The sequence below is a fragment of the Brachybacterium sp. AOP24-D1-21 genome (assembly GCF_052378665.1).
In the GTDB taxonomy this organism is placed as follows: domain Bacteria; phylum Actinomycetota; class Actinomycetes; order Actinomycetales; family Dermabacteraceae; genus Brachybacterium.
Genome location: NZ_JBQSXX010000002.1, coordinates 186539 through 208739, shown reverse-complemented (window position 1 = coordinate 208739; position 22201 = coordinate 186539). Strand labels below are relative to the sequence as shown.

General features: G+C 68.9%; 17 protein-coding genes and 1 tRNA gene. 14 read left to right on the top strand and 4 right to left on the bottom strand.

The genetic code is table 11. The features are described from left to right. Positions 1-643 precede the first annotated feature (643 nt). Positions 644-2458 carry a DUF222 domain-containing protein gene (locus ACT3UF_RS15620; protein WP_444592461.1) on the top strand — a complete coding sequence of 605 codons (1815 nt, stop codon included), beginning with the start codon at positions 644-646 and terminating at the stop codon, positions 2456-2458. 85 nt (positions 2459-2543) lie between these two features. Here the strand turns inward: ACT3UF_RS15620 and ACT3UF_RS15615 are convergent, their stop codons facing one another. The 3 genes from ACT3UF_RS15615 to ACT3UF_RS15605 all read right to left on the bottom strand — a co-directional run bounded on the left by ACT3UF_RS15615 (position 2544) and on the right by ACT3UF_RS15605 (position 5936). Continuing rightward, positions 2544-4427 carry an ABC-F family ATP-binding cassette domain-containing protein gene (locus ACT3UF_RS15615; protein WP_441445538.1) on the bottom strand — a complete coding sequence of 628 codons (1884 nt, stop codon included), beginning with the start codon at positions 4425-4427 and terminating at the stop codon, positions 2544-2546. Positions 4428-4731: 304 nt separating this feature from the next. Next, positions 4732-5268 carry a MarR family winged helix-turn-helix transcriptional regulator gene (locus ACT3UF_RS15610; protein WP_441445539.1) on the bottom strand — a complete coding sequence of 179 codons (537 nt, stop codon included), beginning with the start codon at positions 5266-5268 and terminating at the stop codon, positions 4732-4734. 20 nt (positions 5269-5288) lie between these two features. After that, positions 5289-5936 (bottom strand): TetR/AcrR family transcriptional regulator, encoded by a 648-nt coding sequence (locus tag ACT3UF_RS15605; RefSeq protein ID WP_441445540.1) that lies wholly within the window; start codon positions 5934-5936, stop codon positions 5289-5291. A gap of 259 nt (positions 5937-6195) precedes the next feature. Between ACT3UF_RS15605 and ACT3UF_RS15600 the strand changes: the two genes are divergently transcribed. From ACT3UF_RS15600 to ACT3UF_RS15590, 3 genes are all read left to right on the top strand, one after another. After that, positions 6196-6267 (top strand) — tRNA-Gln (locus ACT3UF_RS15600). A 61-nt stretch (positions 6268-6328) separates the two neighbouring features. Next, on the top strand, positions 6329-7837 hold the full coding sequence (glmU, locus tag ACT3UF_RS15595) for a bifunctional UDP-N-acetylglucosamine diphosphorylase/glucosamine-1-phosphate N-acetyltransferase GlmU (protein WP_441445541.1): 1509 nt from the start codon (positions 6329-6331) through the stop codon (positions 7835-7837). Continuing rightward, positions 7834-8814, top strand: coding sequence for a ribose-phosphate diphosphokinase (locus ACT3UF_RS15590; protein WP_441445542.1), 981 nt, complete (start codon positions 7834-7836; stop codon positions 8812-8814). The genes glmU and ACT3UF_RS15590 overlap by 4 nt, the downstream gene beginning before the upstream one ends. A gap of 157 nt (positions 8815-8971) precedes the next feature. On the opposite strand, the gene ACT3UF_RS15585 is transcribed toward ACT3UF_RS15590, so the two are convergent. Continuing rightward, positions 8972-9550, bottom strand: coding sequence for a hypothetical protein (locus ACT3UF_RS15585; RefSeq protein WP_441445543.1), 579 nt, complete (start codon positions 9548-9550; stop codon positions 8972-8974). 373 nt (positions 9551-9923) lie between these two features. Between ACT3UF_RS15585 and ACT3UF_RS15580 the strand changes: the two genes are divergently transcribed. The 10 genes from ACT3UF_RS15580 (at position 9924) to nagB (ending at position 22155) form a co-directional block, all read left to right on the top strand. Further along, a complete protein-coding gene (locus ACT3UF_RS15580; protein ID WP_441445544.1) occupies positions 9924-10529 on the top strand; it encodes a 50S ribosomal protein L25/general stress protein Ctc in 606 nt (201 codons plus the stop codon). Between the two features lie 334 nt (positions 10530-10863). Beyond that, complete coding sequence (pth, locus tag ACT3UF_RS15575) at positions 10864-11478, top strand: aminoacyl-tRNA hydrolase (RefSeq protein WP_441445545.1); 615 nt, start codon at positions 10864-10866, stop codon at positions 11476-11478. After that, positions 11475-15077: a transcription-repair coupling factor gene (gene mfd / locus ACT3UF_RS15570; protein ID WP_441445546.1), complete on the top strand. Its 3603-nt coding sequence runs from the start codon at positions 11475-11477 to the stop codon at positions 15075-15077. The genes pth and mfd overlap by 4 nt, the downstream gene beginning before the upstream one ends. A 10-nt stretch (positions 15078-15087) precedes the next feature. Beyond that, positions 15088-15993 (top strand): MazG nucleotide pyrophosphohydrolase domain-containing protein, encoded by a 906-nt coding sequence (locus tag ACT3UF_RS15565; RefSeq protein WP_441445547.1) that lies wholly within the window; start codon positions 15088-15090, stop codon positions 15991-15993. Between the two features lie 66 nt (positions 15994-16059). After that, the gene (gene eno, locus ACT3UF_RS15560) at positions 16060-17343 is read left to right on the top strand and encodes a phosphopyruvate hydratase (RefSeq protein WP_441445548.1); all 1284 of its coding nucleotides are present in this window, start codon (positions 16060-16062) and stop codon (positions 17341-17343) included. 132 nt (positions 17344-17475) lie between these two features. Continuing rightward, positions 17476-18165, top strand: coding sequence for a septum formation initiator family protein (locus tag ACT3UF_RS15555; protein ID WP_441445549.1), 690 nt, complete (start codon positions 17476-17478; stop codon positions 18163-18165). Next, positions 18162-18707 (top strand): DUF501 domain-containing protein, encoded by a 546-nt coding sequence (locus ACT3UF_RS15550; RefSeq protein WP_441445550.1) that lies wholly within the window; start codon positions 18162-18164, stop codon positions 18705-18707. The genes ACT3UF_RS15555 and ACT3UF_RS15550 overlap by 4 nt, the downstream gene beginning before the upstream one ends. Continuing rightward, positions 18704-19657, top strand: a complete 954-nt coding sequence (locus ACT3UF_RS15545; protein WP_441445551.1) for a Ppx/GppA phosphatase family protein — start codon at positions 18704-18706, stop codon at positions 19655-19657. The genes ACT3UF_RS15550 and ACT3UF_RS15545 overlap by 4 nt, the downstream gene beginning before the upstream one ends. Before the next feature lie 88 nt (positions 19658-19745). Further along, positions 19746-21119: an NAD(P)/FAD-dependent oxidoreductase gene (locus tag ACT3UF_RS15540; RefSeq protein ID WP_441445552.1), complete on the top strand. Its 1374-nt coding sequence runs from the start codon at positions 19746-19748 to the stop codon at positions 21117-21119. 235 nt (positions 21120-21354) lie between these two features. Next, positions 21355-22155, top strand: coding sequence for a glucosamine-6-phosphate deaminase (nagB, locus tag ACT3UF_RS15535; RefSeq protein ID WP_441445553.1), 801 nt, complete (start codon positions 21355-21357; stop codon positions 22153-22155). Positions 22156-22201: the final 46 nt, after the last annotated feature.

Here is a 22201-nt window from a genome sequence, read left to right as displayed (position 1 = left end):
TCTTCACTCTGCCGGCAGCGAGATCGTCGTTTCGGGGCCTCGATCGAGCTGGGACTCCATGGGCTCTATGGGGCTCACGATCTTCCAACGCGCTGGCCATTTTCCAACGCGCTGACCACCTTCCAATGCGCTGACCACCTTCCGACGCGCTGGCCACCTTCCAATGCGCTGAGCATCGCCACCGGTAGCCGGAGACCTCGTTCTGTACGGGGCACTTCCAGGTGCCCATCGAGCGCGGACAAACTGGTCATCCGCGGCTACCTGCTGTTCCTCTCGGTGCGATCTGTGATTGCGAAGTTGATGGTAAAGGGATCGCTATTTCGGTGTCCGGACGCCGGTCGTGCGTGTCCCACGTGACTATATGGCTCCGTCTGTGAATAATGCAAGAGAAAGCAGCGATTGGAAATGTCTGTGTGGATGTGGTGTCTTGGCGCCCTCAGTTGTACAACATCTGGACCTGCTTCGATGAGGCCGCCTGGCCGCTTCGTATGCTGCCCGTGAATAGCAGGATAGTGCCGTTCCCGCACTTCGCAGTTGCCGCGACGGTTCCTCCACACTCCCAGTTATCCACAATTCAAGATTACTGATTGGTAGAGTTCCCTCGCGCCTTCCTTTCGTCGAATAGGTGTGCGAAAATGGCGCCATGACAGATCAGTCGCACAGTGATGATGCAGACTCCCAGGAGGCCGGGCGCGGCGTTTCTGGTGATGCGTCTCGCCATGCGGGTGCGGGCGAAGGATCGGGCTCGGGCTCGGAGGTGTCAGGGCCCCGGTCCGTCGCGGCACGCATTCGGCGGCGCAGCACACTCCCGATCTCCGCGAACGACGAAGAGCTGTGGATCGGTGACACCGACATCACCGCTGTGCGTTCCGTGCTTGCTGAGATCGGTGCGGACGGGTCGTTCGCGCTGGAGAAGCTGGCCGCGTCCGAGACCATCTCGCTGCTGGCGCGGGTCCAGGATCTGAACGGTGCGATCGCAGCGGTGCAGGCACGGGCGCTGGTCCACCTGGAGCACGTGGTCAAGGAAGATTCCCTGCGCCGCGAGGACACGCCGAAGCAGGCGGTGAAGATCGCACGCTCGGAGACATCGAAAGCCCTGAAGCAGTCGAAGTCCTGCGTCGGCCAGTCGATGTCCTCCTCTCGCCGGCTGGTCCTCTCCATGCCCGGCATGCTCACCGCGCTCGCGCAGGGCCGGATCCTTGCCACCTCTGCGCACAAGGTGGGTCGCACGATGGGGCCGGCAACCCCCGCTCAGCGCACCCAGGTCGATGAGATCCTCGCGGCCCACCTGCCCTACCTCGATGGCTGCGGCCCTGAAGAGTTGGCCGGTGAAGCAGCCAAGGTGCTGCACGGACTGGACCCTCGTGGCGCTGCGGACCGCCACCGCACAGCGAAGCGAGATCGCAGCATCACTGTGCGCCGGGGTGAGCACGGCATGTGCACTGTCACCGCGCACCTGCCGGCGCTCGACGGGGCCCGAATCCGCAAAGGGCTCTCGGTGGCTGCGGAGAAGGCTCGCGCCCACGGCGACCGGCGCGGCCATCAGCAGATCATGGCGGACCTCTTCGCCGATGCCCTGATCGGACGCGGAGAAGGGATCGACCCCTCCACGCTGGAGATCGCCGTCATCATCACGGACCGCTCCCTGCTCGCACCCGAGCACGCCGACGCCGCCACCATCGAGGGCTACGGCCCGGTGCCGTACGAACACATCCGCCAGGAGATGCTCGATGCGGCGACGTCAGATGTGGACGACCCCGATCTGACCATGGCCCTCCGTCGGCTCTACCTCGACCCAGAGGACGGGCAGCTCGTCGCCGTCGATTCCGTCTCCCGTGAGTTCCCGCCCGCCCTCGCCCGATTCCTTCGCCTGGGTCACCAGACCTGTCGCGCGCCCTACTGCGACGCGAACATCCGGCAGAACGATCACATCGTTCCCTGGTCGCAGGGAGGCCCCACCTCTCTTCTCAACGGCAACGGCGTGTGCGTCGGCGACAACCAGAAGGAAGAATCCGGCGAGAGAGCCCGGGTCATCACCGACGAGAACGGCGTCAGACGCACTGTCGAGTGGACAAGCCGATACGGACAGAAGGCCAGGCGACGGGGCATCAACTTCGACCCCCTCGGCACCGGGCTCAGACTCCTGGACGAGTCAGCACGACAGATGAGAGATGCGTCAGACCCCGAAAGCGGCGCGCCCGACGATGACACGGTCTCCGCAGTACATCCCGGCGCCGACGAAGAACGGCGCGACCCGATCGCGGGCGTTCCCCCGGGTGGTCCAGAGGATCCCAATGCTTCGTTCCATCGAGCCTTCGCACGAGTGGAGCGCAGGGCTCTCGATCTCACCGATCCGCATCCGAGATTTCGCAATGCCCGACGCAATCGGCACTGGCTCCTCCAGGGGCGCACCGACTACATCTTCACTCCGCACCTCGACATCATCGACAGCTGGTAGCTCGACAGCTGGCAACTCGACAGCCAGTAAATCGACGGCCTGTAAGGAGTCCCTGCACGAGGCCTCCAGGGATTCCGGACCGCCCTCACTCGAGCAGCTCGGACAGCTCCAGCCAGCGCTCCTCGAGCTCCTCGATCTCCGCCTCGACAGCGCGCAGCTCATCGGTGATCTTCTGCAGCCCGACATAGTCGGACTGGTCGTGCGCCGCGAGTGTGGAATGCAGCGACGTCGTCTGCTTGTCGAGCTTCTTCATCCTCCGCTCGATCGCACCGAGCTCCTTCTGCGCCGTATGAGCCTGCGCCCCCGACACATTCGATGCGGACTCGGACGCGCCGCCGCCAGCGCCAGCGGAGCCACCCGCTGACTTCGCTCCCGCAGATTTCGACCCCGCAGCCTTCGCTCCCGCAGAGCGTCCAGCCGCGCCCTTCGCCGACGAGGACCCACCAGATGCCGCATCCTCACGCAGGCCCTCTGCCCGCAGCGCGAGGTACTGCTCGACGCCGCCCGGCACATGCCTCACCGCACCGTCGAGCACCGCGTACTGGATATCGGTGACCCGCTCCAGCAGGTACCGGTCGTGGGAGACGACGATCAGCGGCCCGGGCCAGGTGTCCAGCAGATCCTCCATGGCAGCGAGCATGTCGGTGTCCATGTCGTTCGTCGGCTCGTCGAGCACGAGCACATTGGGCTCCTCAAGGAGGGTGAACAGCAGGTTCAGGCGTCGCTGCTGCCCACCGGAGAGTGCTCCCACCAGAACCTTCTGATGCGCCGTCGTGAAGCCGAGACGCTCCAGCAGCTGTCCGGGGGAGACCTCGTCCTTCCCTGCCCGGAAGGTGGTGCGGTACTTCGCCACCACATCGCTGACCCTGGAGTTCAGATGCTCCTCGAGCCCCTCGAGCCGCTGCGACACCTGGCAGACAGTCACCGTCTTGCCCCGCTTGACCCGGCCCGCCTGCGGCTCGAGGTCCCCGGTGATCAGTGCGAGCAGCGTGGACTTGCCGGCCCCGTTGGGGCCCAGCACGCCGATGCGATCCGCTGGCCCGATATGCAGGGTGACATCGCGCAGCACGGTGAGATCGTCATAACCGGCGTCGACATCGAGCACATCGATCACGTCGCGGCCCAGCCGCGAGGTCGCCAGCTGGGTCAGCTCGACGGTGTCCCGCACCGGCGGCTCCCCGGCGATCAGCTCATTGGCGGCATCGATGCGGAACTTCGGCTTCGCGGTCCGGGCAGGTGCACCCCGGCGCAGCCAGGCCAGCTCCTTGCGCATCAGGTTCTGCCGCTTCGACTCGATGGTCGCCGCCTGCCGGTCCCGCTCGACGCGCTGCAGCACATAGGCCGCGTAGCCGCCCTCGAAGGGCTCGACGATCCCGTCGTGCACCTCCCACATCCGGGTGCACACCGCGTCGAGGAACCAGCGGTCGTGCGTGATCACCACCAGCCCGCCATCCTTCGGGCTCCAGCGTCGGCGCAGATGCTCCGCGAGCCAGGAGATCCCCTCGACGTCGAGATGGTTGGTGGGCTCATCGAGCAGGAGCACGTCCCAGTCGCCCACGAGCAGCTCTGCCAGGTGGACGCGCCGCAGCTGGCCGCCGGAGAGATCGGTCAGCGGAGCATCCAGGTCGATGCCCCCGAGCAGTCCTTCGAGCACATCGCGGATCCGCGGATCCGAGGCCCACTCGTAGTCCGGTCGATCGCCGAGCACGCGCTCATGCACGCTGGTCTCGGCTGTCGCCTCGTCCTGCTGGCTCAGCACACCGACCCGGACCCCGCCGCGCACGGTGACCCGGCCCTCGTCGGGCTCCCTGAAACGCGCCAACAGCCGCAGCAGGGTGGACTTGCCATCACCATTGCGCCCCACCACCCCGATCCGGTCGCCCTCGTCGATCCCGACGGTGATGTCATCCAGCAGCACGCGGTCGGGCAGCGCGACGTGCAGGGATTGGGTGCCGAGCAGATGAGCCATGCGATGAAGTCCTCAAGAGTGGTGTCGGTGGGTCGTGGCGGAATGGCGGGGAGACGGGGCGGCGGGGCGAACGGCCAGACATCCTCAACGGTCGCGTGCTCGGGCGCTTCAGGCGACCCTGGACTGTCGAAGAATCGTGCAGCTCACAATTCCTGATGGCGGTGAACGGCTCTGGGAGCGGTCAGCGGCGCTGATTGCGGCCGAGGGCCTCGGGACCGGTCGACGACTCTGGTGGCGGCGGTGCTGGTGGCGGCGGTGCTGATGGAGGCGACGAGAGAGTCGACGGCCACCGCACGGGAAGCCCTCACATTGAGCGGGGCGTCTCCGACTCGAAGGTCAGCAGCAGAGAGCGCAGGGTGTCGGCGAGGCTGGAGCGTCCGTCGGGGGCGAGCGGCTCGAGCAGCTCCTGCTCCGCGTCCAGCAGCCGCTCCATCGCCGCATCGACCCGGGCGACGCCATCGGCTCGCAGCCTCACCTCGACCGCGCGGCCGTCGTGCGGGCTGCGGTTCTTGCTCACCAGATCCCGTGCGACCAGCTTGTCGATCCGGGTCGTCATGGTGCCGCTGGTCACCAGCGTCTCGTGCATGAGTGCGCCGGGGGAGAGGGCATCCTCGCCGCTGCGGCGCAGCGCGGAGAGCATGTCGAACTCCCATCCCTCGAGGCCCGCGTCCGTGAAGGCACTGCGGCGGGCGACCTCGAGATACCTCGAGAGTCGGGAGATGCGGGAGAACACCGCCAGCGGTGCGACGTCCAGATCGGCGCGTGCCCTCTGCCAGCCTTCGACGATGCGGTCGACCTCGTCGTGGCGGCATGCGTCGGCGTCCTCAGGCATAGGGGGCATGAGCCGAGTCTAGGTGCCGCTCAGCTGTGGGTGTCGCCGCGCAGAGCCGGGGTCTTCTGCAGGGCGCTGAGTCCGTACCAGGACAGATTGACCATGCGTGCCGCGACGATCTCCTTCTGGGGCTCGCGGGTCTCGAGCCACCACTGACCGGTGTACGCGACCATCCCCACCAGCATCTGCGCGTACAGGGCAGCGTCTCGAGGCGGATACGAATGGAGGGTGAGCTGGGCGGCGAGGATCTCCTCGACGCGTCCGGCCACATCTGTCAGCAGGGAGGAGAAGGTGCCGAGGGTGTGGCTGACGGGGGAGTCCCGCACGAGGATGCGGAAGCCGTCCTCGTTCTCGTCGATGTAGGCGAGGAACGCCAGCGCGGCACGCTCCATCAGCACCCGGGGGTGCTCCCGCTGATTCTGGAGGGAGCTCTCCAGGTCCCCCAGCAGCGTGGAGACCTCGCGGTCCACGACCACCGCGTACAGCCCTTCCTTGCCTCCGAAGTGCTCGTACACGATGGGCTTGGAGACCTTGGCACGGGCCGCGATCTCCTCGACCGTGGTCATGTCGAAGCCCTTCTCGGCGAACAGCTGCCGGCCCACCGCCACCAGCTGCTCGCGCCGCTCCTTGCCCGTCATCCGGGTCGATCGACCGCGGGCTGCCCCGTTCTCCGCCATGGTCGGAGTCTTCCACACCCCTCTCGGCACGCCGCGATACCGCACTCGGCACGGCGCGATACCGCATTCGGCACGTCACGACGTCGCGCTCGGCAGGTCGCCGAGCGGCGCAGGCGGTAGAGCGACCTGTGCCACCGATGGACTCGACGAGGTCCGGGAGGGGCGCCACGGACGATAGGATCAGGCCGCGTCCGTGGCGCTGGGTGCCCGTTCCGGATCCCTGAGGAGCCGGCTCGTCGCCAGGCCCTGCTGGACGCGATCCGCCATGGTGTAATCGGCAACACCTCAGATTTTGGTTCTGAAATTTCAGGTTCGAGTCCTGATGGCGGAACGCTCACCGCCCCTGCGGCGGTGCCGCAGACCTCACCCGTCGATCCCGAGGAGCCGCAGACGTGGGAATCGCTGAGACCACTGCCCCCGCCGCCGTGATAGTTCTGGCCGCCGGTGCCGGGACCCGAATGAAGTCCCGAAAGCCCAAGGTCCTTCACGAGATCGGGGGCAGATCTCTGCTGGTGCACGCCGTGACCGCCGCTGAGGGCACGAGCCCCGGCGAGCTGGTGGTCGTGCTCCGTCACGAGCGTGATCGCGTCGCCGAGCACCTCGCGGAGCACGCCTCCGAGGTGTCCGTCGCCGATCAGGACGAGATCCCCGGCACCGGGCGCGCCGTCCAGTGCGGCCTCGAGCAGGTCACCGCCGCGGAGGGCACCGTGCTGGTCACCTACGGCGACGTGCCGCTGCTCGATCCGGCGACCCTGCGCGACCTGGTCGCCGCGCATGAAGGCGCCGGGGCTGCGGCCACCGTGCTCAGCGCCCGCGTCCCCGACCCCACCGGTTACGGCCGCATCCTGCGCAGCGAGGACGGCACCGAGGTCCTCGGCATCGTCGAGCACAAGGACGCCGACGACGCGCAGCGCGCGATCGACGAGATCAACTCCGGGATCTACGCCTTCGATCTCGCCGTGCTGCGTGACGCGCTCGGACGCATCGGCACCGACAATGCGCAGGGCGAGATGTACCTCACCGACGTGCTCGCCATCGCGCAGGCGGACGGCCGCTCCGTGCGGGCCGTCGTCACCGAGGACGTGATGATGGTCGAGGGCGTCAACGACAAGGTCCAGCTCGCCCAGCTCGGCGCGGAGATGAACCGCCGCACGCTCGAGCGGCATATGCGCGCCGGCGTCACGATCGTGGATCCCGCCACCACCTGGATCGACTCCGATGTCTCCATCGGCCAGGACGCGATCATCCTGCCCGGAGTCCAGCTCCACGGTGCGAGCGACATCGGCGAGGAAGCCGTGATCGGACCGGACACCACGCTGCGTGACACCGAGGTGGGGCCGGGTGCCGAGGTGGTCCGCTCCCACGCGCTGCTGGCAGTGATCGGCGCGGGAGCGACGGTGGGTCCGTTCTCCTACCTGCGCGCTGGGACCGACCTCGGGGCGAAGGGCAAGATCGGCGGATTCGTCGAGACCAAGAACGCGAAGATCGGCGATGGCGCGAAGGTGCCCCACCTCAGCTACGTCGGCGACGCCGAGATCGGGGAGGGAACCAACATCGGCGCCGGCACGATCTTCGCCAACTACGACGGCGTGAACAAGCACCGCACCACGATCGGCAAGCACGTGCGCGTCGGCTCCCACAACGTGCTCGTGGCCCCCGTCGTCATCGGGGACGGAGCGGCCACCGGCGCCGGCACCACGGTTCGCAAGGACGTGCCCCCCGGGGCCCTGGGCGTGAACGCGGTCTCGCAGCGGAACATGGAAGGATGGACGCTGCGACGCCGCGCGGGGACCGCGGCCGAGGGCGCGGCACGCGCTGCCCTCGGCGCTGACGATGGGTCCGCTGCCGAGACGCCTGCAGGAACTGCCGCCGATGAGCACAAGGAGCACGAGCAGCGATGAGCGGAATCGTCACCCCCGGAGAGAAGCGACTGGTCCTCGCATCCGGACGGGCACACCCCGTCCTCGCGCAGGAGGTCGCCGCCGAGCTCGGCGTCGAGGTCTTGCCGATGGACGCCTGGGACTTCGCCAACGGGGAGATCTACGTGCGCTACGGCGAGTCCGTGCGCGGCACCGACGTCTTCGTGCTGCAGTCCCACCCCGCGCCGATCAACACCTGGGTGATGGAGCACCTGATCATGATCGATGCGCTCAAGCGCGCATCGGCCAAGCGGATCACCGCGATCGCACCGAGCTTCCCGTACGCACGCCAGGACAAGAAGCACCGCGGTCGTGAGCCGATCTCGGCGCGCCTGATGGCGGACATGTACGAGACCGCCGGCGTGGACCGCATGATCTCCGTGGACCTGCACGCCCCTCAGGTGCAGGGCTACTTCAACCGCCCGGTCGATCACCTGATGGCGCTGCCGATCCTCGCCGAGTACATCCAGGAGAAGTACGGCGAAGAAGACATCGCCGTGGTCTCGCCGGATGCTGGTCGGATCCGGGTGGCGGAGCAGTGGGCCAAGCGGCTCGGCGGTGTGAACCTCGCCTTCGTCCACAAGTCCCGCGACATCAACCGGCCCAACCAGGCTGTGGCCAAGCGCGTGATCGGTGACGTCGAGGGCAAGACCTGCATCCTGGTCGACGACATGATCGACACGGCGGGCACCATCGTCCAGGCGTCCGACGCCCTGCTGGCAGGCGGAGCGTCCTCCGTGGTCATCGCGACCACCCACGCGATCCTCTCCGATCCCGCCACCGAGCGGCTGAAGAACAGCTCCGTGCGGGAGATCGTCTGCACCAACACCCTGCCGGTGCCCCCCGAGAAGCAGTTCGACCGCCTCACCCAGCTGTCGATCGCACCGTTGCTGGCACGAGCGATCCGAGCCGTCTTCGACGAGGGCTCGGTCACCAGCCTCTTCGACGGCGAAGTCTGACCGCACCCGGCGCACCCGGCGCACCCGGCGAGCCCGGCGAGCCCGGCGCACCCGGGCACAAGAGAGCGACCCCGTCCCCCCCTGCAGGGAGACGGGGTCGTTCTCTATTTCGTCGGACGCGCACCGGGGCTGCGCTCGGTGGTCAGCGGCGGTCAGCTCAGATGAGGAAGCGATTGCCCTTCACGAGCCGGTTCCAGGACTTCCCGAAGCCCACGTGGTCGCCTGCGGCGAGGCCGGCCATAGCGATCACGATCACGGCCATCAGCAGGTGATCGTCGTAGAGCGGGTTCGTGGCGATGGGGAAGGCCGCCAGATACATCAGCGTGTACATCGCCGCGGCGGACACCGCCGCCACCCGGGTGCCGATGCCGAGCATCAGAGCCACGCCGATGCCGAGCAGACCGACCATGAACAGCACGTCCGTGAGCGGGTTGATCGAGAGGAAGAACTCCCAGACCTGTGCGAAGGGGTTTCCTCCGGCGATCGAGCCGCCGAGGAACCCGGTGGTGGGAGACCCGCCGTTCAGCCAGGAGTTCTCGGTGGGGGTGGCGAAGCCCAGCCCGAAGGTCTTGTCGAGGAACGCCCACAGGAAGGTGAATCCGACCATGAGGCGCGTGACGCCGAGCACCGTGTAGCCCCACCCGCTCTTCTCGGCGCCGGTGAGGGTGGAGTGAGTCGCGGCAGCAGTGGTGGCGGAGGGGACGGACGAGGCGGAGGGAACGGCGGTGGCAGTCACGGGAGAGCCTTTCGGTCGACGACACCGGGGGAACGGGTCGTGGTGGTGTGACAGGGACTAAGAGCACCGTATTCTCGAGATCGGCTCCGTCGCAGGGACCTTGGTCGCGAAGAAGATGCTGTGACCTGCAGGGACGTAGGTCCCTGGCGCTTCGGGCGGGGGAGTGCGCAGGGCGCCGCGGCGCCCGATGCGGCGCCCCTCACGTCCTCGGAGTGCGGCGCCTTCGCGCGTGCTATTGTCACCAGGTCACTTCGGCGAGGGAGCGGGCTGCGGCCCCTCCGTGATCGACGCGGTGCGGAGTACCGGGAGCCCGCTCCCTGTGCCTCGTGGCGTCGCTCATCGTCGAGCCAACGCATCTACGAGGAGCACCCCCATGGCTGAGAAGCTGAACGTCGAACTGCGCGAGGACTTCGGCAAGGGCGCCGCCCGCCGCCTGCGCACCCAGAGCCTGGTCCCCGCCGTCCTGTACGGCCACGGCGAGGCCCCCCTCCACCTCTCGCTGCCCGGTCACGCCACCGCCCTGGCCGCCCGTAACCCCAACGCGCTGCTCGAGCTCCAGCTCACGGATGGCACCACGCACCTCGCGCTGATCAAGGAGATCCAGCGCCACCCGCTCAAGCGCACCCTGAACCACCTCGACCTGATCACCGTCCGCAAGGGCGAGAAGGTCGAGGTCGAGATCCCGGTCATCCTCGTCGGCGAGCCCGTCGCGCCCGCCGCTGCATTCGTCGACCTGCAGACCCTCACCCTCCTGGTCGACGCGCTGAACGTCCCGCAGGAGGTCGAGGTCTCGGTCGAGGGCACCGAGGACGGCTACCAGCTGTTCGCCGGCGACGTCACCCTGCCCGGCGATGCCGAGCTGGTCACCGACGCCGAGATCCTGGTCGCCTCCGTGCAGCTCCCGCGCGTCGAAGAGGAGTCCGACGAGGAGTCCGAGGGCCAGGCCGCGGCCTCGGAAGAGTCCGCCGAGGAGAAGTGACCTCCCGGAGCGGAGACAGCGGGCTCAGTGCCGCTGTCGCCCCGCTCCGTTGCTCACACCCCATGGACCGGGGCGTCGCGCTGTGCGCGGCGCCCCGGTACTGTGTCCGGGGTTGTGCGCTCTGCGTCGCTTCGAGCCTGTCTCGAGTCGAGCCCGCCCCGCCTCGAGCCTTTCCGGTGCTGATCCCGTCGCAAGTCGGGACCGTCCCAGGTCGGGCGGAGATCGGCGGGCAGCATTGAGCGCCGATCCCGACGAGATATGCCGACAGCAGCGGACCGTACGACGCAGCAGCGAGCGGCAGCACGCAGCATCGAGCAGCAGCAAGGAGCAGCCCATGACCGCCAGCGAACGCCGGCCAGGCCCCTATCTGGTGGTGGGCCTCGGCAATCCGGGCCCGAAGTATGCCGCGACCCGGCACAACGTCGGCCAGATGGTCCTCGACCACATCGCGGACGCCGGCGGCGGTCGATTCACCGCGGCCCGTCGGGCCCAGGCGGTGGTCCTCGAGGGACGGCTCGGCCTCCCCGGCGCTGACGAGCGGGTCATCCTCGCCAAGACCACCTCCTACATGAATGTCTCCGGCGGGCCGGTCAAGGCGCTGGCCGCCTATTACGACATCGCGCCCGAGCAGGTGGTCGTGGTGCACGACGAGGTCGACATCCCCTTCGACGCGCTCCGCCTCAAGCGCGGCGGCGGGGAGGGCGGTCACAACGGCCTGCGCGACATCACCAAGGCCCTGGGCACCAAGGACTACCTGCGGGTGCGGGTCGGCGTCGGCAGGCCGCCCGGCAACCGCGACACCGCCGACCATGTGCTCGCCCCCTTCAGCTCCACCGAGCGAAAGACCCTCGAGCTGCTGATCACCGATGCGGCCGACGCGGTCGAGTCCGTGATCCTCGAGGGCCTCACCGCCGCCCAGCAGCGCTTCCACTCCCGAGAGGTCCGATGACCGCCCAGACCACCGCCCCCGTCCAGACCACCCAGCAGCCTCCGCTGCGACCGCTCCTGGACCAGCTCGCCGCCGGGCGCGACCTCACGGCAGTCCGCGAGCTGATCGCCGCGGGCACCGAGAGCGGCGAAGGCGGGAGCATCGTCGCCGCCACCGGGCTGTTCCCCTTCCTGGTCGCCGATCTCGCGCGGCAGGCGAGCGCCGAACAGCCCCTGGTCGTGGTCACCGCCACCACCCGGGCCACCGAAGACATGCGGGCGGCGCTGACGGCCCTGGTCGGCACCGAGCACCTGGCCGAGCTGCCAGCCTGGGAGACCCTGCCGCATGAGCGGCTCTCCCCCCGCGCGGATACGGTCGCCAAGCGACTGGCCACCCTGCGACGCATCGCGCACCCCGAGACCGAGATCCCGGTCCGCGTGCTGCTGATGCCGGTGCGCTCCCTGCTGCAGCCGATCGCCACCGGACTGGGCGATCTGCGGCCGGTGCGCGCCGCCGTGGGGGAGACCTACCCGCTCGAAGATCTGGAACGGGATCTCGTCGACGCCGCCTATGTGCGTGTGGACATGGTCGAGAAGCGCGGGGAGTTCGCCGTGCGCGGCGGCATCCTGGATGTCTTCCCGCCCACTGAACCGCATCCGGTCCGCGTGGACCTCTTCGGCGACGAGATCGACGACGTCCGCTACTTCTCCATCGCCGATCAGCGGTCCCTGGATCCCGCGCCGCGGGGGCTCGACGCCCCGCCCTGCCGCGAGATCCTGCTGACCCCTGCGGTGAGGGAGCGTGCCCGTGCCCGCGCCGAGGAGCTGCCTGGTGTGCGGGATCTGCTGCTGAGGATCGCGGACGGCATCGCCGCGGACGGCATGGAGTCCCTCAGCCCGGTGCTGGTGGGGGAGATGGAGCAGGTCGCCGACGTGCTCCCCGCCGGGGCTCGGTTCCTCATCCTGGATCCCGAGAAGGCGCGAGCCCGGGCCGACGAGCTGGTCGCCACCACGGATGAGTTCCTCGCCGCGGCCTGGTCCAGCGCCGCCGCCGGTGGCGGCCTGCCGATCGACGTAGGTGCGGCGAGCTTCGTGCCGCTGTCCGAGGCCAAGGGCCACGCCCGCGAGGGCGGGCGCCCCTGGTTCACCCTCGCCGCCTTCGGGCTCGATACGGACGTCGACGTCACCACCGCCTCCACCACCCACCCCGGCTACTCCGGCAAGCCAGGGGACGCCGCGAAGGACCTCGAGCGTCGACGCCTCGAGGGCTGGACGGTCATCTCCACCATGGTCGGCCCCGGCGGTGCCCGCCACGTCGCGGAGAACCTGCGCGGCGAGGGGCTTCCCGCAGTTTATTCCGCCGCGCTCGAGGCGCCTGTCGCCCCGGGCGAGGCCGTGGTCACCGTCGGCCCCTTCGTCGAAGGTCTCATCGACGAGGAGCTCCGGCTCGTGCTCACCTCCGAGCGCGACCTCACCGGCAAATCGGGAGCGCGGCGCGGCGAGGAGCGGAAGATGCCCTCGCGCCGCCGCAACGTCGTGGACCCGCTCCAGCTCCGTCCCGGGGACCACGTGGTCCATGCTCATCACGGGGTGGGCAGGTTCGTGGAGATGACCAGCCGCACCGTCGGCACCGGGGCCAAGCGCACCACTCGCGAGTACCTGGTCATCGAATATGCGCCCTCGAAGAAGGGCCAGCCCGGTGACCGGCTCTACGTCCCCAGCGACCAGCTCGACCAGGTCACCAAGTACGTCGGCGGCGAGGATCCCAGCGTCAACCGCATGGGTGGCGCGGACTGGGCCAAGACGAAGTCGAAGGCCCGACGGGCGATCCGCGAGATCGCCGACGAGCTGGTGCGGCTGTACTCGGCACGGCAGTCCGCGCCCGGCCACGATTTCGGACCGGACACGCCCTGGCAGCGGGAGCTCGAGGATTCCTTCGAGTTCGTCGAGACGCCCGATCAGCTCTCCACCATCGACGATGTGAAGCGCGATATGGAGAAGTCGGTGCCGATGGATCGACTGATCCTCGGCGACGTGGGCTACGGCAAGACGGAGATCGCGGTGCGTGCCGCGTTCAAGGCGGTGCAGGATGGCAAGCAGGTGGCGATCCTCGCGCCCACCACCCTGCTCGCCCAGCAGCATCTGGACACCTTCACCGAGCGCTACACCGGATTCCCCGTGACGGTGCGAGGTCTCTCCCGCTTCCAGAATCCCGCGGATTCCAAAGCCACGATCGAAGGCGTCGCCGACGGTACCGTCGACGTCGTCATCGGCACCCACCGTCTGCTCACCGGTAACGTGCGATTCAAGGACCTGGGTCTGCTGATCATCGACGAGGAGCAGCGCTTCGGCGTCGAGCACAAGGAGACCCTCAAGGCGATGCGCACGAACGTGGACGTGCTGTCCATGTCCGCCACGCCGATCCCGCGCACCCTTGAGATGGCCGTCACCGGCATCCGCGAGCTCTCGATCCTCGCCACCCCGCCCGAGGAGCGTCACCCGGTGCTGACCTACGTCGGCGCGCAGGAGGACAAGCAGGTCACCGCCGCGATCCGTCGTGAGCTGCTGCGCGAGGGGCAGGTGTTCTACATCCACAACCGGGTCGAGGACATCGATCGGGTCGCCGCCCACCTCCGGGAGCTGGTGCCCGATGCCCGGGTGCAGGTCGCCCACGGCAAGATGAACGAGCACCAGCTCGAACGCGTGATCGTCGACTTCTGGGAACGGGATTTCGATGTGCTGGTGTGCACCACCATCGTCGAGACCGGGCTGGACATCGCCAACGCCAACACCCTGATCGTCGAGCACGCCGACAAGTTCGGCCTCTCCCAGCTGCACCAGCTGCGCGGCCGGGTGGGGCGCTCGAGCGAGCGCGCCTACTCGTACTTCCTCTACAACGCGACCAAGCCGCTCACCGAGCTCGCGCACGATCGCCTGACCACTCTGGCCACGAACACCGATCTCGGTGCCGGCATGAAGGTGGCGATGAAGGACCTCGAGATCCGCGGCGCCGGCAACCTGCTGGGCGGGGAGCAGTCCGGCCACATCGCCGGGGTCGGCTTCGACCTGTACGTGCGGATGGTGGGGGAGGCCGTGGCCGCCTTCCGCGGCGAGGGCAAGGCGCCCGAGAAGGAGATCCGAGTGGAGCTCCCGCTGGACGCCCACATCCCGCACGACTACATCGGCTCCGAGCGGCTGCGTCTCGAGGCGTACTCGAAGCTCTCCGCGGTGCGTGAGATGGCGGAGATCGACCAGATCCGTGCCGAGCTCTCCGATCGCTATGGCGCGCTGCCAGCCTCCGTGGAGGTGCTGCTGGATGTCGCCCGGTTCCGGATCGATGCCCGCGCGGCCGGCGTCGACGAGGTCCAGGCACAGGGCAAGATGATCCGCTTCGCGCACCTCGAGGTGCTCGACTCCGCCGCGATGCGCATGAAGCGGCTCTATCCGGGCACCTTGCTCAAGCCCGCGACCCGGCAGGTGCTGGTGCCCAGACCGACGACCTCTCGTTTCGGTGGCACCGAGCTGCGGGACCATGAGCTGCTGGACTGGGCGCGCGAGATCCTGCGCACGCTGGTCCCGGCAGCGGCGGAGGAGATCACGTCCCGAGCCCCGGCGAAGTAGCCTCGCGCCTGTGAACCGACCTCAGCGGCCCTCCGTTCCCGAACAGCCCGCGCCCGAGTCTGAGCTCGAGCTTGAGCTTGAGCTCGAACTCGCGGCCGTGCCCGAGCCTGCGACCTCGACGCTCGAGCCTGCGACTTCGGCGCCCGAGCCCGCTGCCCCGGACCCCCGTGGCGGGGCGCTGCTGCGGGCGGTCGCAGTGATGGACGCGCTGCGAGCGCCCGACGGGGACGCCTGGACGCACCAGCAGACCCATGCCTCGCTGGCCCGATATCTCCTGGAGGAGACCCACGAAGTCCTCGAGGTGATCGACGACCCCGCCGCCCACGGCCCTGGGGCGCTCGCTGACGAGCTCGGCGACCTGCTGTTCCAGATCCTCTTCCACGCCCGGGTCGGGCAGGAGGGGGATCCCTCGTGGGATGTTGATGACGTGGCTCGTGCTTTCGTCGCGAAGATGGAGCGGCGCAACCCCCACGTGTTCGGAGCCATGCGTGAGCAGGCGCTCCGGGATCCCGAGGACGTCGACCAGATCATCGCCCAGTGGCACGCGGTGAAAGCCGCAGAGAACGCCGAGCGCGGGCACCGACGCAAGGGCTGGTTCGACGGCATCCCCGCGCAGCTGCCTGCTCTGCAGTCCGCCGCGAAGGTGGTGCACCGGGCCCGTTCCGAGGGCCGCCTCGAAGAGCTCCTGGCCGCCGCCGATCAGGCCGCGGCGGCAGAGGACGCCGGCAGCTGGGGAGCAGATCTCGCGCGAGCGCTGCTGGACCTGGTGGCAGTCGCCGAGTCCCGCGACGATGACCCGGAGACGGCGCTGCGCGCCCTGCTCACCAGGACCCGGACGCAGCTCGCCGCGGAGGAGGAATCGTCCCGGAGCGCAACCGAGGGCACTCGGGAGCGGGATGCGGGAGGCACGGCCTAGACTGTCTGATGGACGGTCAGCGCCGACCGGACGTGACGGAACATCACCCGACGGAAGGAACAGCCCATGGCAGCCCTGATCGATGCCCTGCACGCCCGCGAGATCCTCGACTCCCGAGGAAACCCCACCGTCGAGGTGGAGATCCTGCTCGATGACGGAACGTTCGCCCGCGCCGCGGTCCCCTCCGGCGCCTCCACCGGTGCTTTCGAGGCCGTCGAGCGTCGTGACGGCGACAAGTCCCGCTACCTGGGCAAGGGCGTCCTGGACGCCGTCGCCGCAGTGGTCGCCGATATCCAGCCGAAGATCCTGGGCATGGATGTCCAGGAGCAGCGTGCGATCGACGCCGCGATGCTCGAGCTCGACGGCACCAAGAACAAGGGCACCGTCGGCGCCAACGCCATCCTCGGCGTCTCGCTCGCCGTCGCTCGCGCTGCCGCGGACTCCGCCGGCATCCCGCTGTACCAGTACGTCGGCGGCCCGAACGCCCACATCCTGCCGGTGCCGATGATGAACATCCTCAACGGCGGCTCGCACGCGGACTCCAACGTCGACATCCAGGAGTTCATGATCGCGCCGATCGGCGCGGAGACCTTCTCCGAGGCGATGCGCGTCGGCGCCGAGGTGTACCACGCACTGAAGTCCGTCCTCAAGGAGCGCGGGCTGGCCACGGGCCTGGGCGACGAGGGCGGCTTCGCGCCGAACCTCGACTCCAACCGCGCCGCTCTCGACCTGATCGTCGAGGCCATCGGCAAGGCGGGCTTCGAGGTCGGCACCGAGGTCGCGCTCGCGCTCGACGTCGCCGCCTCCGAGTTCTACAAGGACGGCTCCTACACCTTCGAAGGCGCGCAGAAGACTGCCGCCGAGATGGTCGAGTACTACGCCGAGCTGGTCGACGCATACCCGCTGGTCTCCATCGAGGACCCGCTGGATGAGGACGACTGGGAGGGCTGGAAGGCCATGACCGATCGTCTCGGTGCCAAGACCCAGCTCGTCGGCGACGACCTCTTCGTCACCAACCCCGAGCGCCTCTCCCGCGGTATCACCGAGGGCTCCGCAAATGCGCTGCTGGTGAAGGTCAACCAGATCGGCTCGCTGTCCGAGACCCTCGACGCAGTGGACCTCGCGCACCGCGCTGGCTTCACCGCGATGATGTCCCACCGCTCCGGTGAGACCGAGGACACCACGATCGCCGATCTCGCTGTGGCCACCAACTGCGGCCAGATCAAGTCGGGCGCCCCCGCCCGTGGGGAGCGCGTGGCCAAGTACAACCAGCTGCTGCGCATCGAGGAGGAGCTGGGCGAGGCAGCGCGCTACGCTGGCGCCTCCGCGTTCCCGCGTTTCACCTCCTGAGCGACGTACTGCGAGGAACGAGCGGTAGGAGCTCAGGCATTCAGTACACCGCCTGAGCGAGCAATGAGACGTAGGGATTCAGGCAGGCAGCAAATGGCCTGAGTCCTCAGCTCGAGGTTGTAACCTCGAGCCATGACCAGCAGACGACCGGGCGCCCCGCGATCGACGAGGCGCCCGGTCGCTGCGTCCGGAGGCCGGCGACCCAGCGCGCGGACCTCCTCTCGTCCTGCTGCCACCACCTCGCGCACGGCGTCCAAGAAGGCCGTGCCGGCCCGTTCGCGCGGTCCGGTCGCGGCCTCGCGCCCGTCCACCGGCAACAGCGCGGCAAGCCCTCAGGAGGAGGGGCCGGGGATCACCATCACCCGGCGCACCCTCGCGCTGGTGGCCCTGGTGGTCGTCGCCCTGGCCGCACTCGTGCCCACGGTGAACTCCTACGTGGCCCAGCGCCAGCAGCTCTCCGAGCTGAGCGCACAGGTCTCACAGCAGGAGCAGCAGGTCGAGGATCTGCGCACCCAGGTCGCCCGTTGGGAGGACCCGGCCTACGTCGCCGCGCGCGCCCGTGAGCGCCTGCTGTTCGCGATGCCGGGGGAGACCCAGTACCGGCTCACCGACACCTCCGGCCAGGGCGTGCCGCTCACCGAGGCCGAGCAGGCCCAGGAGGCGGCGAAGGAGGGCGAATGGTTCTCCGTCCTCTGGGAGAGCGTGGAAGGCTCCAGCCGCCTGACCGCCGATGACATCCCCGATGAGACGGGGTCGACCGACGACGACGTCTCCGAGCAGGACCCCGCCGACGACACCACCGACCAGGATCCCGATCAGTGACAACACTTTCTCCTCTGCCCTACGAGACCCCGACCACCGCGGATGACCTCGAGGTCATGCGCGAGCAGCTCGGCCGGGACATGCGCGGGGTGGTCTCCATCGCCCGCCGCTGCAGCTGCGGCCGTCCCGCCGTGGTGCGCACCGCGCCTCGCCTCGAGGACGGGACGCCCTTCCCGACCTCCCTCTACCTGACCCTGCCCTGGCTGACCCTCGAGCTCTCCCGGCTCGAGGCCACCGGCCTGATGGCCGAGCTCACCGAGCAGCTGGCACAGGACGAGGCTCTCTCGAGCGCATATCGCGCCGCTCATGAGCGGTACCTCGCACGTCGCGAGGAGCTCGGCGACGCCGAGGAGGTCCACCACGTCAGCGCCGGCGGGATGCCGACCCGCGTCAAATGCTTCCACGCGCTCGCCGGGCAGGCCCTCGCAGAGGGCCCTGGCGTCAACCCGATCGCCGACCTCGTGCTGCCGCGCATCGACGGAGCCGGCGAGCTGCGCTGCCGCTGCGGAGATGCCCCGGCGGAACAGGCGGAGACGCGATGAGCGCCCCCGTCGCCGCGATCGACTGCGGCACGAACTCGATCCGGCTGCTGATCGCACGCCGGGACGAGGCATCCGGTGAGATGGTCGACCTCGAGCGGCAGCTGGAGATGGTGCGACTGGGGCTCGGCGTGGACCGCACCGGGCAGTTCGACCCCGTCGCCGTGGAGCGCACTCTCGAGGCCGCACGCCGCTATCGGATCCTCATCGATCGCCACGCCGTCACCCGTCAGGAGATCCGCTTCGTCGCCACCTCGGCGACCCGCGACGCCGCCAACCGAGACCTGTTCATCGACGGGATCCGCGAGATCCTCGGGGTGGAGCCCGAGGTCATCAGCGGGGAGGAAGAAGCGGCCCTCTCCTTCCGAGGCGCGGTCAGCACCGTGCAGGGCCTGCCTGACGGCCCACGGCTGGTGGTCGACATCGGCGGCGGGTCCACCGAGCTGGTGCTCGGCACACAGACCCCGACCCACCGCATCAGCATGGACATCGGCTCGGTCCGCATGACGGAGCGTCACCTGCACTCGGACCCGCCCACGGCGGCCGAGATCGCCGCCGCCACGGCGGACATCGACGCTCATCTCGACGCCGCCGAGGCCGAGGTGCCGCTGCAGCGAACCGCCGCTCTGGTCGGTGTCGCGGGGACAGTGACCACCGTCACTGCCGTGGCCGCCGGGATCCAGGACTATCGTCCCGACGTCACCCACGGTGCCAGCCTGCCGATCGATCAGGTCGAGTCGATCTGCCGGACCCTGCTCGGGGAGACCAGGCAGCAGCGCTCCCTCCGACCGGTCATCCACCCAGGTCGCATCGATGTGATCGGAGCCGGAGCCCTGATCTGGTCCCGGATCGTCAGCCGGGTGGCGGCGGCCGCAGCGATCACCGAGACCCGCACCAGCGAGCACGATATCCTCGATGGGATCGCCCTGGACCTGCTCGATGCGGTGCCGTGAGGCCTCTTCAGCGCCTGCGTGAGCCGTGGATGGCCAATTTCGTCTCATACTTTTTGTCTCGGACGCCATACGGTTCTAGGCTGGGGGCATGACCAACACTTTCGGCGGTAAGCCCCATGTCCTCATCCTTGGCGGTGGTTCCGTCGGTCTGACGACCGCGTCCGAGCTGCGCAAGACCCTCGGCGCGGAGGTCGCGATCACGGTCGTCGACCCTCGCCCGTACATGACCTACGCGCCTTTCCTCCCCGAGGTCGGCGCAGGCAGCATCCACCCGCGTGACGTCCTTGCGCCCCTGCGCAAGGTGCTCCCCGGTGCGAAGGTCGTCACCGGCGCAGTCTCCGCGATCCGCAGCGCCGAGAAGACCGTCGTCGTGGACATGGAAGAGGGCGAGAAGCTCGAGATCGCCTACGACTACCTGGTCGTCGGCCTCGGTGCCGTGCCGCGCCTGCTGCCCATCCCGGGCCTGGCAGAGAACGCGATCGGCTTCAAGCAGGTCGAAGAGGCTGCCGCCGTGCGCGACCGCATCCTCGGAAACCTCGCAGAAGCCGCCTCCACCAAGGACCCGGCAGTGCGCAAGCGCCTGCTCACCTTCACCTTCATCGGTGGTGGCTTCGCCGGTGGCGAGGCTGTCGCCGAGACCGAGGACATGGTCCGTGACGCACTGCGCTACTACCCCGACCTGCACGCCTCGGACATTCGCTTCGTGCTCGTCGACGGCGCGCCGTTCATCTTCCCCGAGCTCACCGAGGACCAGCGCGCCTACGTGCTGAACCAGCTGCGCGAGCGCGGCATCGAGGTCAAGCTCGAGACCTTCCTGAACTCCGCCGAGAACGGCGTGATCAAGACCAGCGACGGCGACGAGTTCGAGACCGACCTGCTGGTGTGGAACGCCGGCGTGAAGCCCGCCCCGGTACTCTCGGACCCCGACGTCTCCGACCTTCCCGTCGTCACCGAGCGTGGCCCGCTGATGGGCAAGCTCGAGGCGCTCGCGGATCTGCGCGTCAACGGCGTCGACGGCCCGATGGACGATGTCTTCGCCGCCGGCGACTGCGCCGCGGTGCCGGATCTCGCCTCGGGCGAGGGCAAGTTCTGCCCGCCCAACGCACAGCACGCGGTCCGTCAGGCCAAGCGCCTGGCCGACAACATCGCGCGCTCCGTGCAGGGACGTCCGCTCGTGGACTACTACCACAAGAACCTCGGCGTCATGGCGACCCTCGGCATGTACAAGGGCGTCGGCCGCCTGCAGCTGGGCGAGAAGGAGCTCGACATCCGCGGCCTGCCGGCCTGGGTGATGGCCCGCTCTTACCACGTGTACGCGATGCCGACCTTCGGCCGCAAGGCCTCCGTCGTCGCAGGCTGGGTTACCAACCTGATCTCCCGCCGCGACATCATCGGTATCCCGCAGACCGAGACCCCGCGCGCCGCGTTCGAGTACGCCGCGAACTCCGGCAAGAAGAAGTGAGCCGAGCGGGCCACTCGGACTGAGCCGGCCCGCCCGTCCAGCAGACACGACGACGCTGCCCCACACCAGGTGTGCGGCAGCGTCGTCGTGTCTGCTTCATCTCCGTCGCGACGGTCGGCCCCGCCGCGCACCGAGAGCGGGTCCGTCGGCCGCTATGCTCTGAAGCTTCTGAGAACGCGCAGGACAGACCAGCAGGAGCGCCCCGAGGCGCACCGGGACGGAAGGGCAGGACCGTATGGAGATCCACATCGTGGCCGACGCCGAAGCAGGCGCGCAGGTCGTCGCCGACACCTTCGCACGCACGCTCCAGGAGGCCAGCGCCTCCGGTGCCGTGCTGGGCCTGGCCACGGGGTCGTCCCCGGTTCCCGCCTACACCGAGCTGATCCGTCGACACCGGGAGGAGGGCCTGTCCTTCGCCGGCAGCCGCGCCTTCCTGCTCGACGAGTACGTGGGACTGCCCGCGGGGCACGAGCAGAGCTACCACCGCTTCATCCGCGAGAACTTCACCGATCACATCGATATCGACGATGCCGCCGTCGTCTCCCCGAACGGTGCAGCCGCCGACCCGATCGCCGAGGCCGTCTCCTACGATCACCAGATCGCTGAGGCGGGGGGAGTGGACCTGCAGATCCTGGGCATCGGCTCCAATGGGCACATCGCCTTCAACGAGCCCGGCAGCTCCCTGAACTCCCGCACCCGGGTGGTCGGATTGACCCGCTCCACCATCACGGACAACTCCCGGTACTTCGACAGGCCCGCCGACGTCCCGGTGCGGGCTCTCAGCCAGGGGCTGGGCACCATCCTCGAGGCGCGCCGGATCGTGCTCATCGCGACCGGGGCCGGCAAGGCCGCTGCCATCGCCCAGCTCGTCGAGGGCGCGATCAGCTCACGCTGGCCGGCGACCGTCCTGCAGCTCCACCCGGACGTCGTCGTGGTGGTCGACGAAGCCGCCGGGGCACAGCTGCAGCTGGCGGACGACTACCGCTACGCCCGTTCGCTGGAGGTCGAGAACCCCCTGGACGTGATGCAGGACTGACGCAGGCGGGCCGGGGGGAACGGCAGGGTCGAGGACGGATACGATT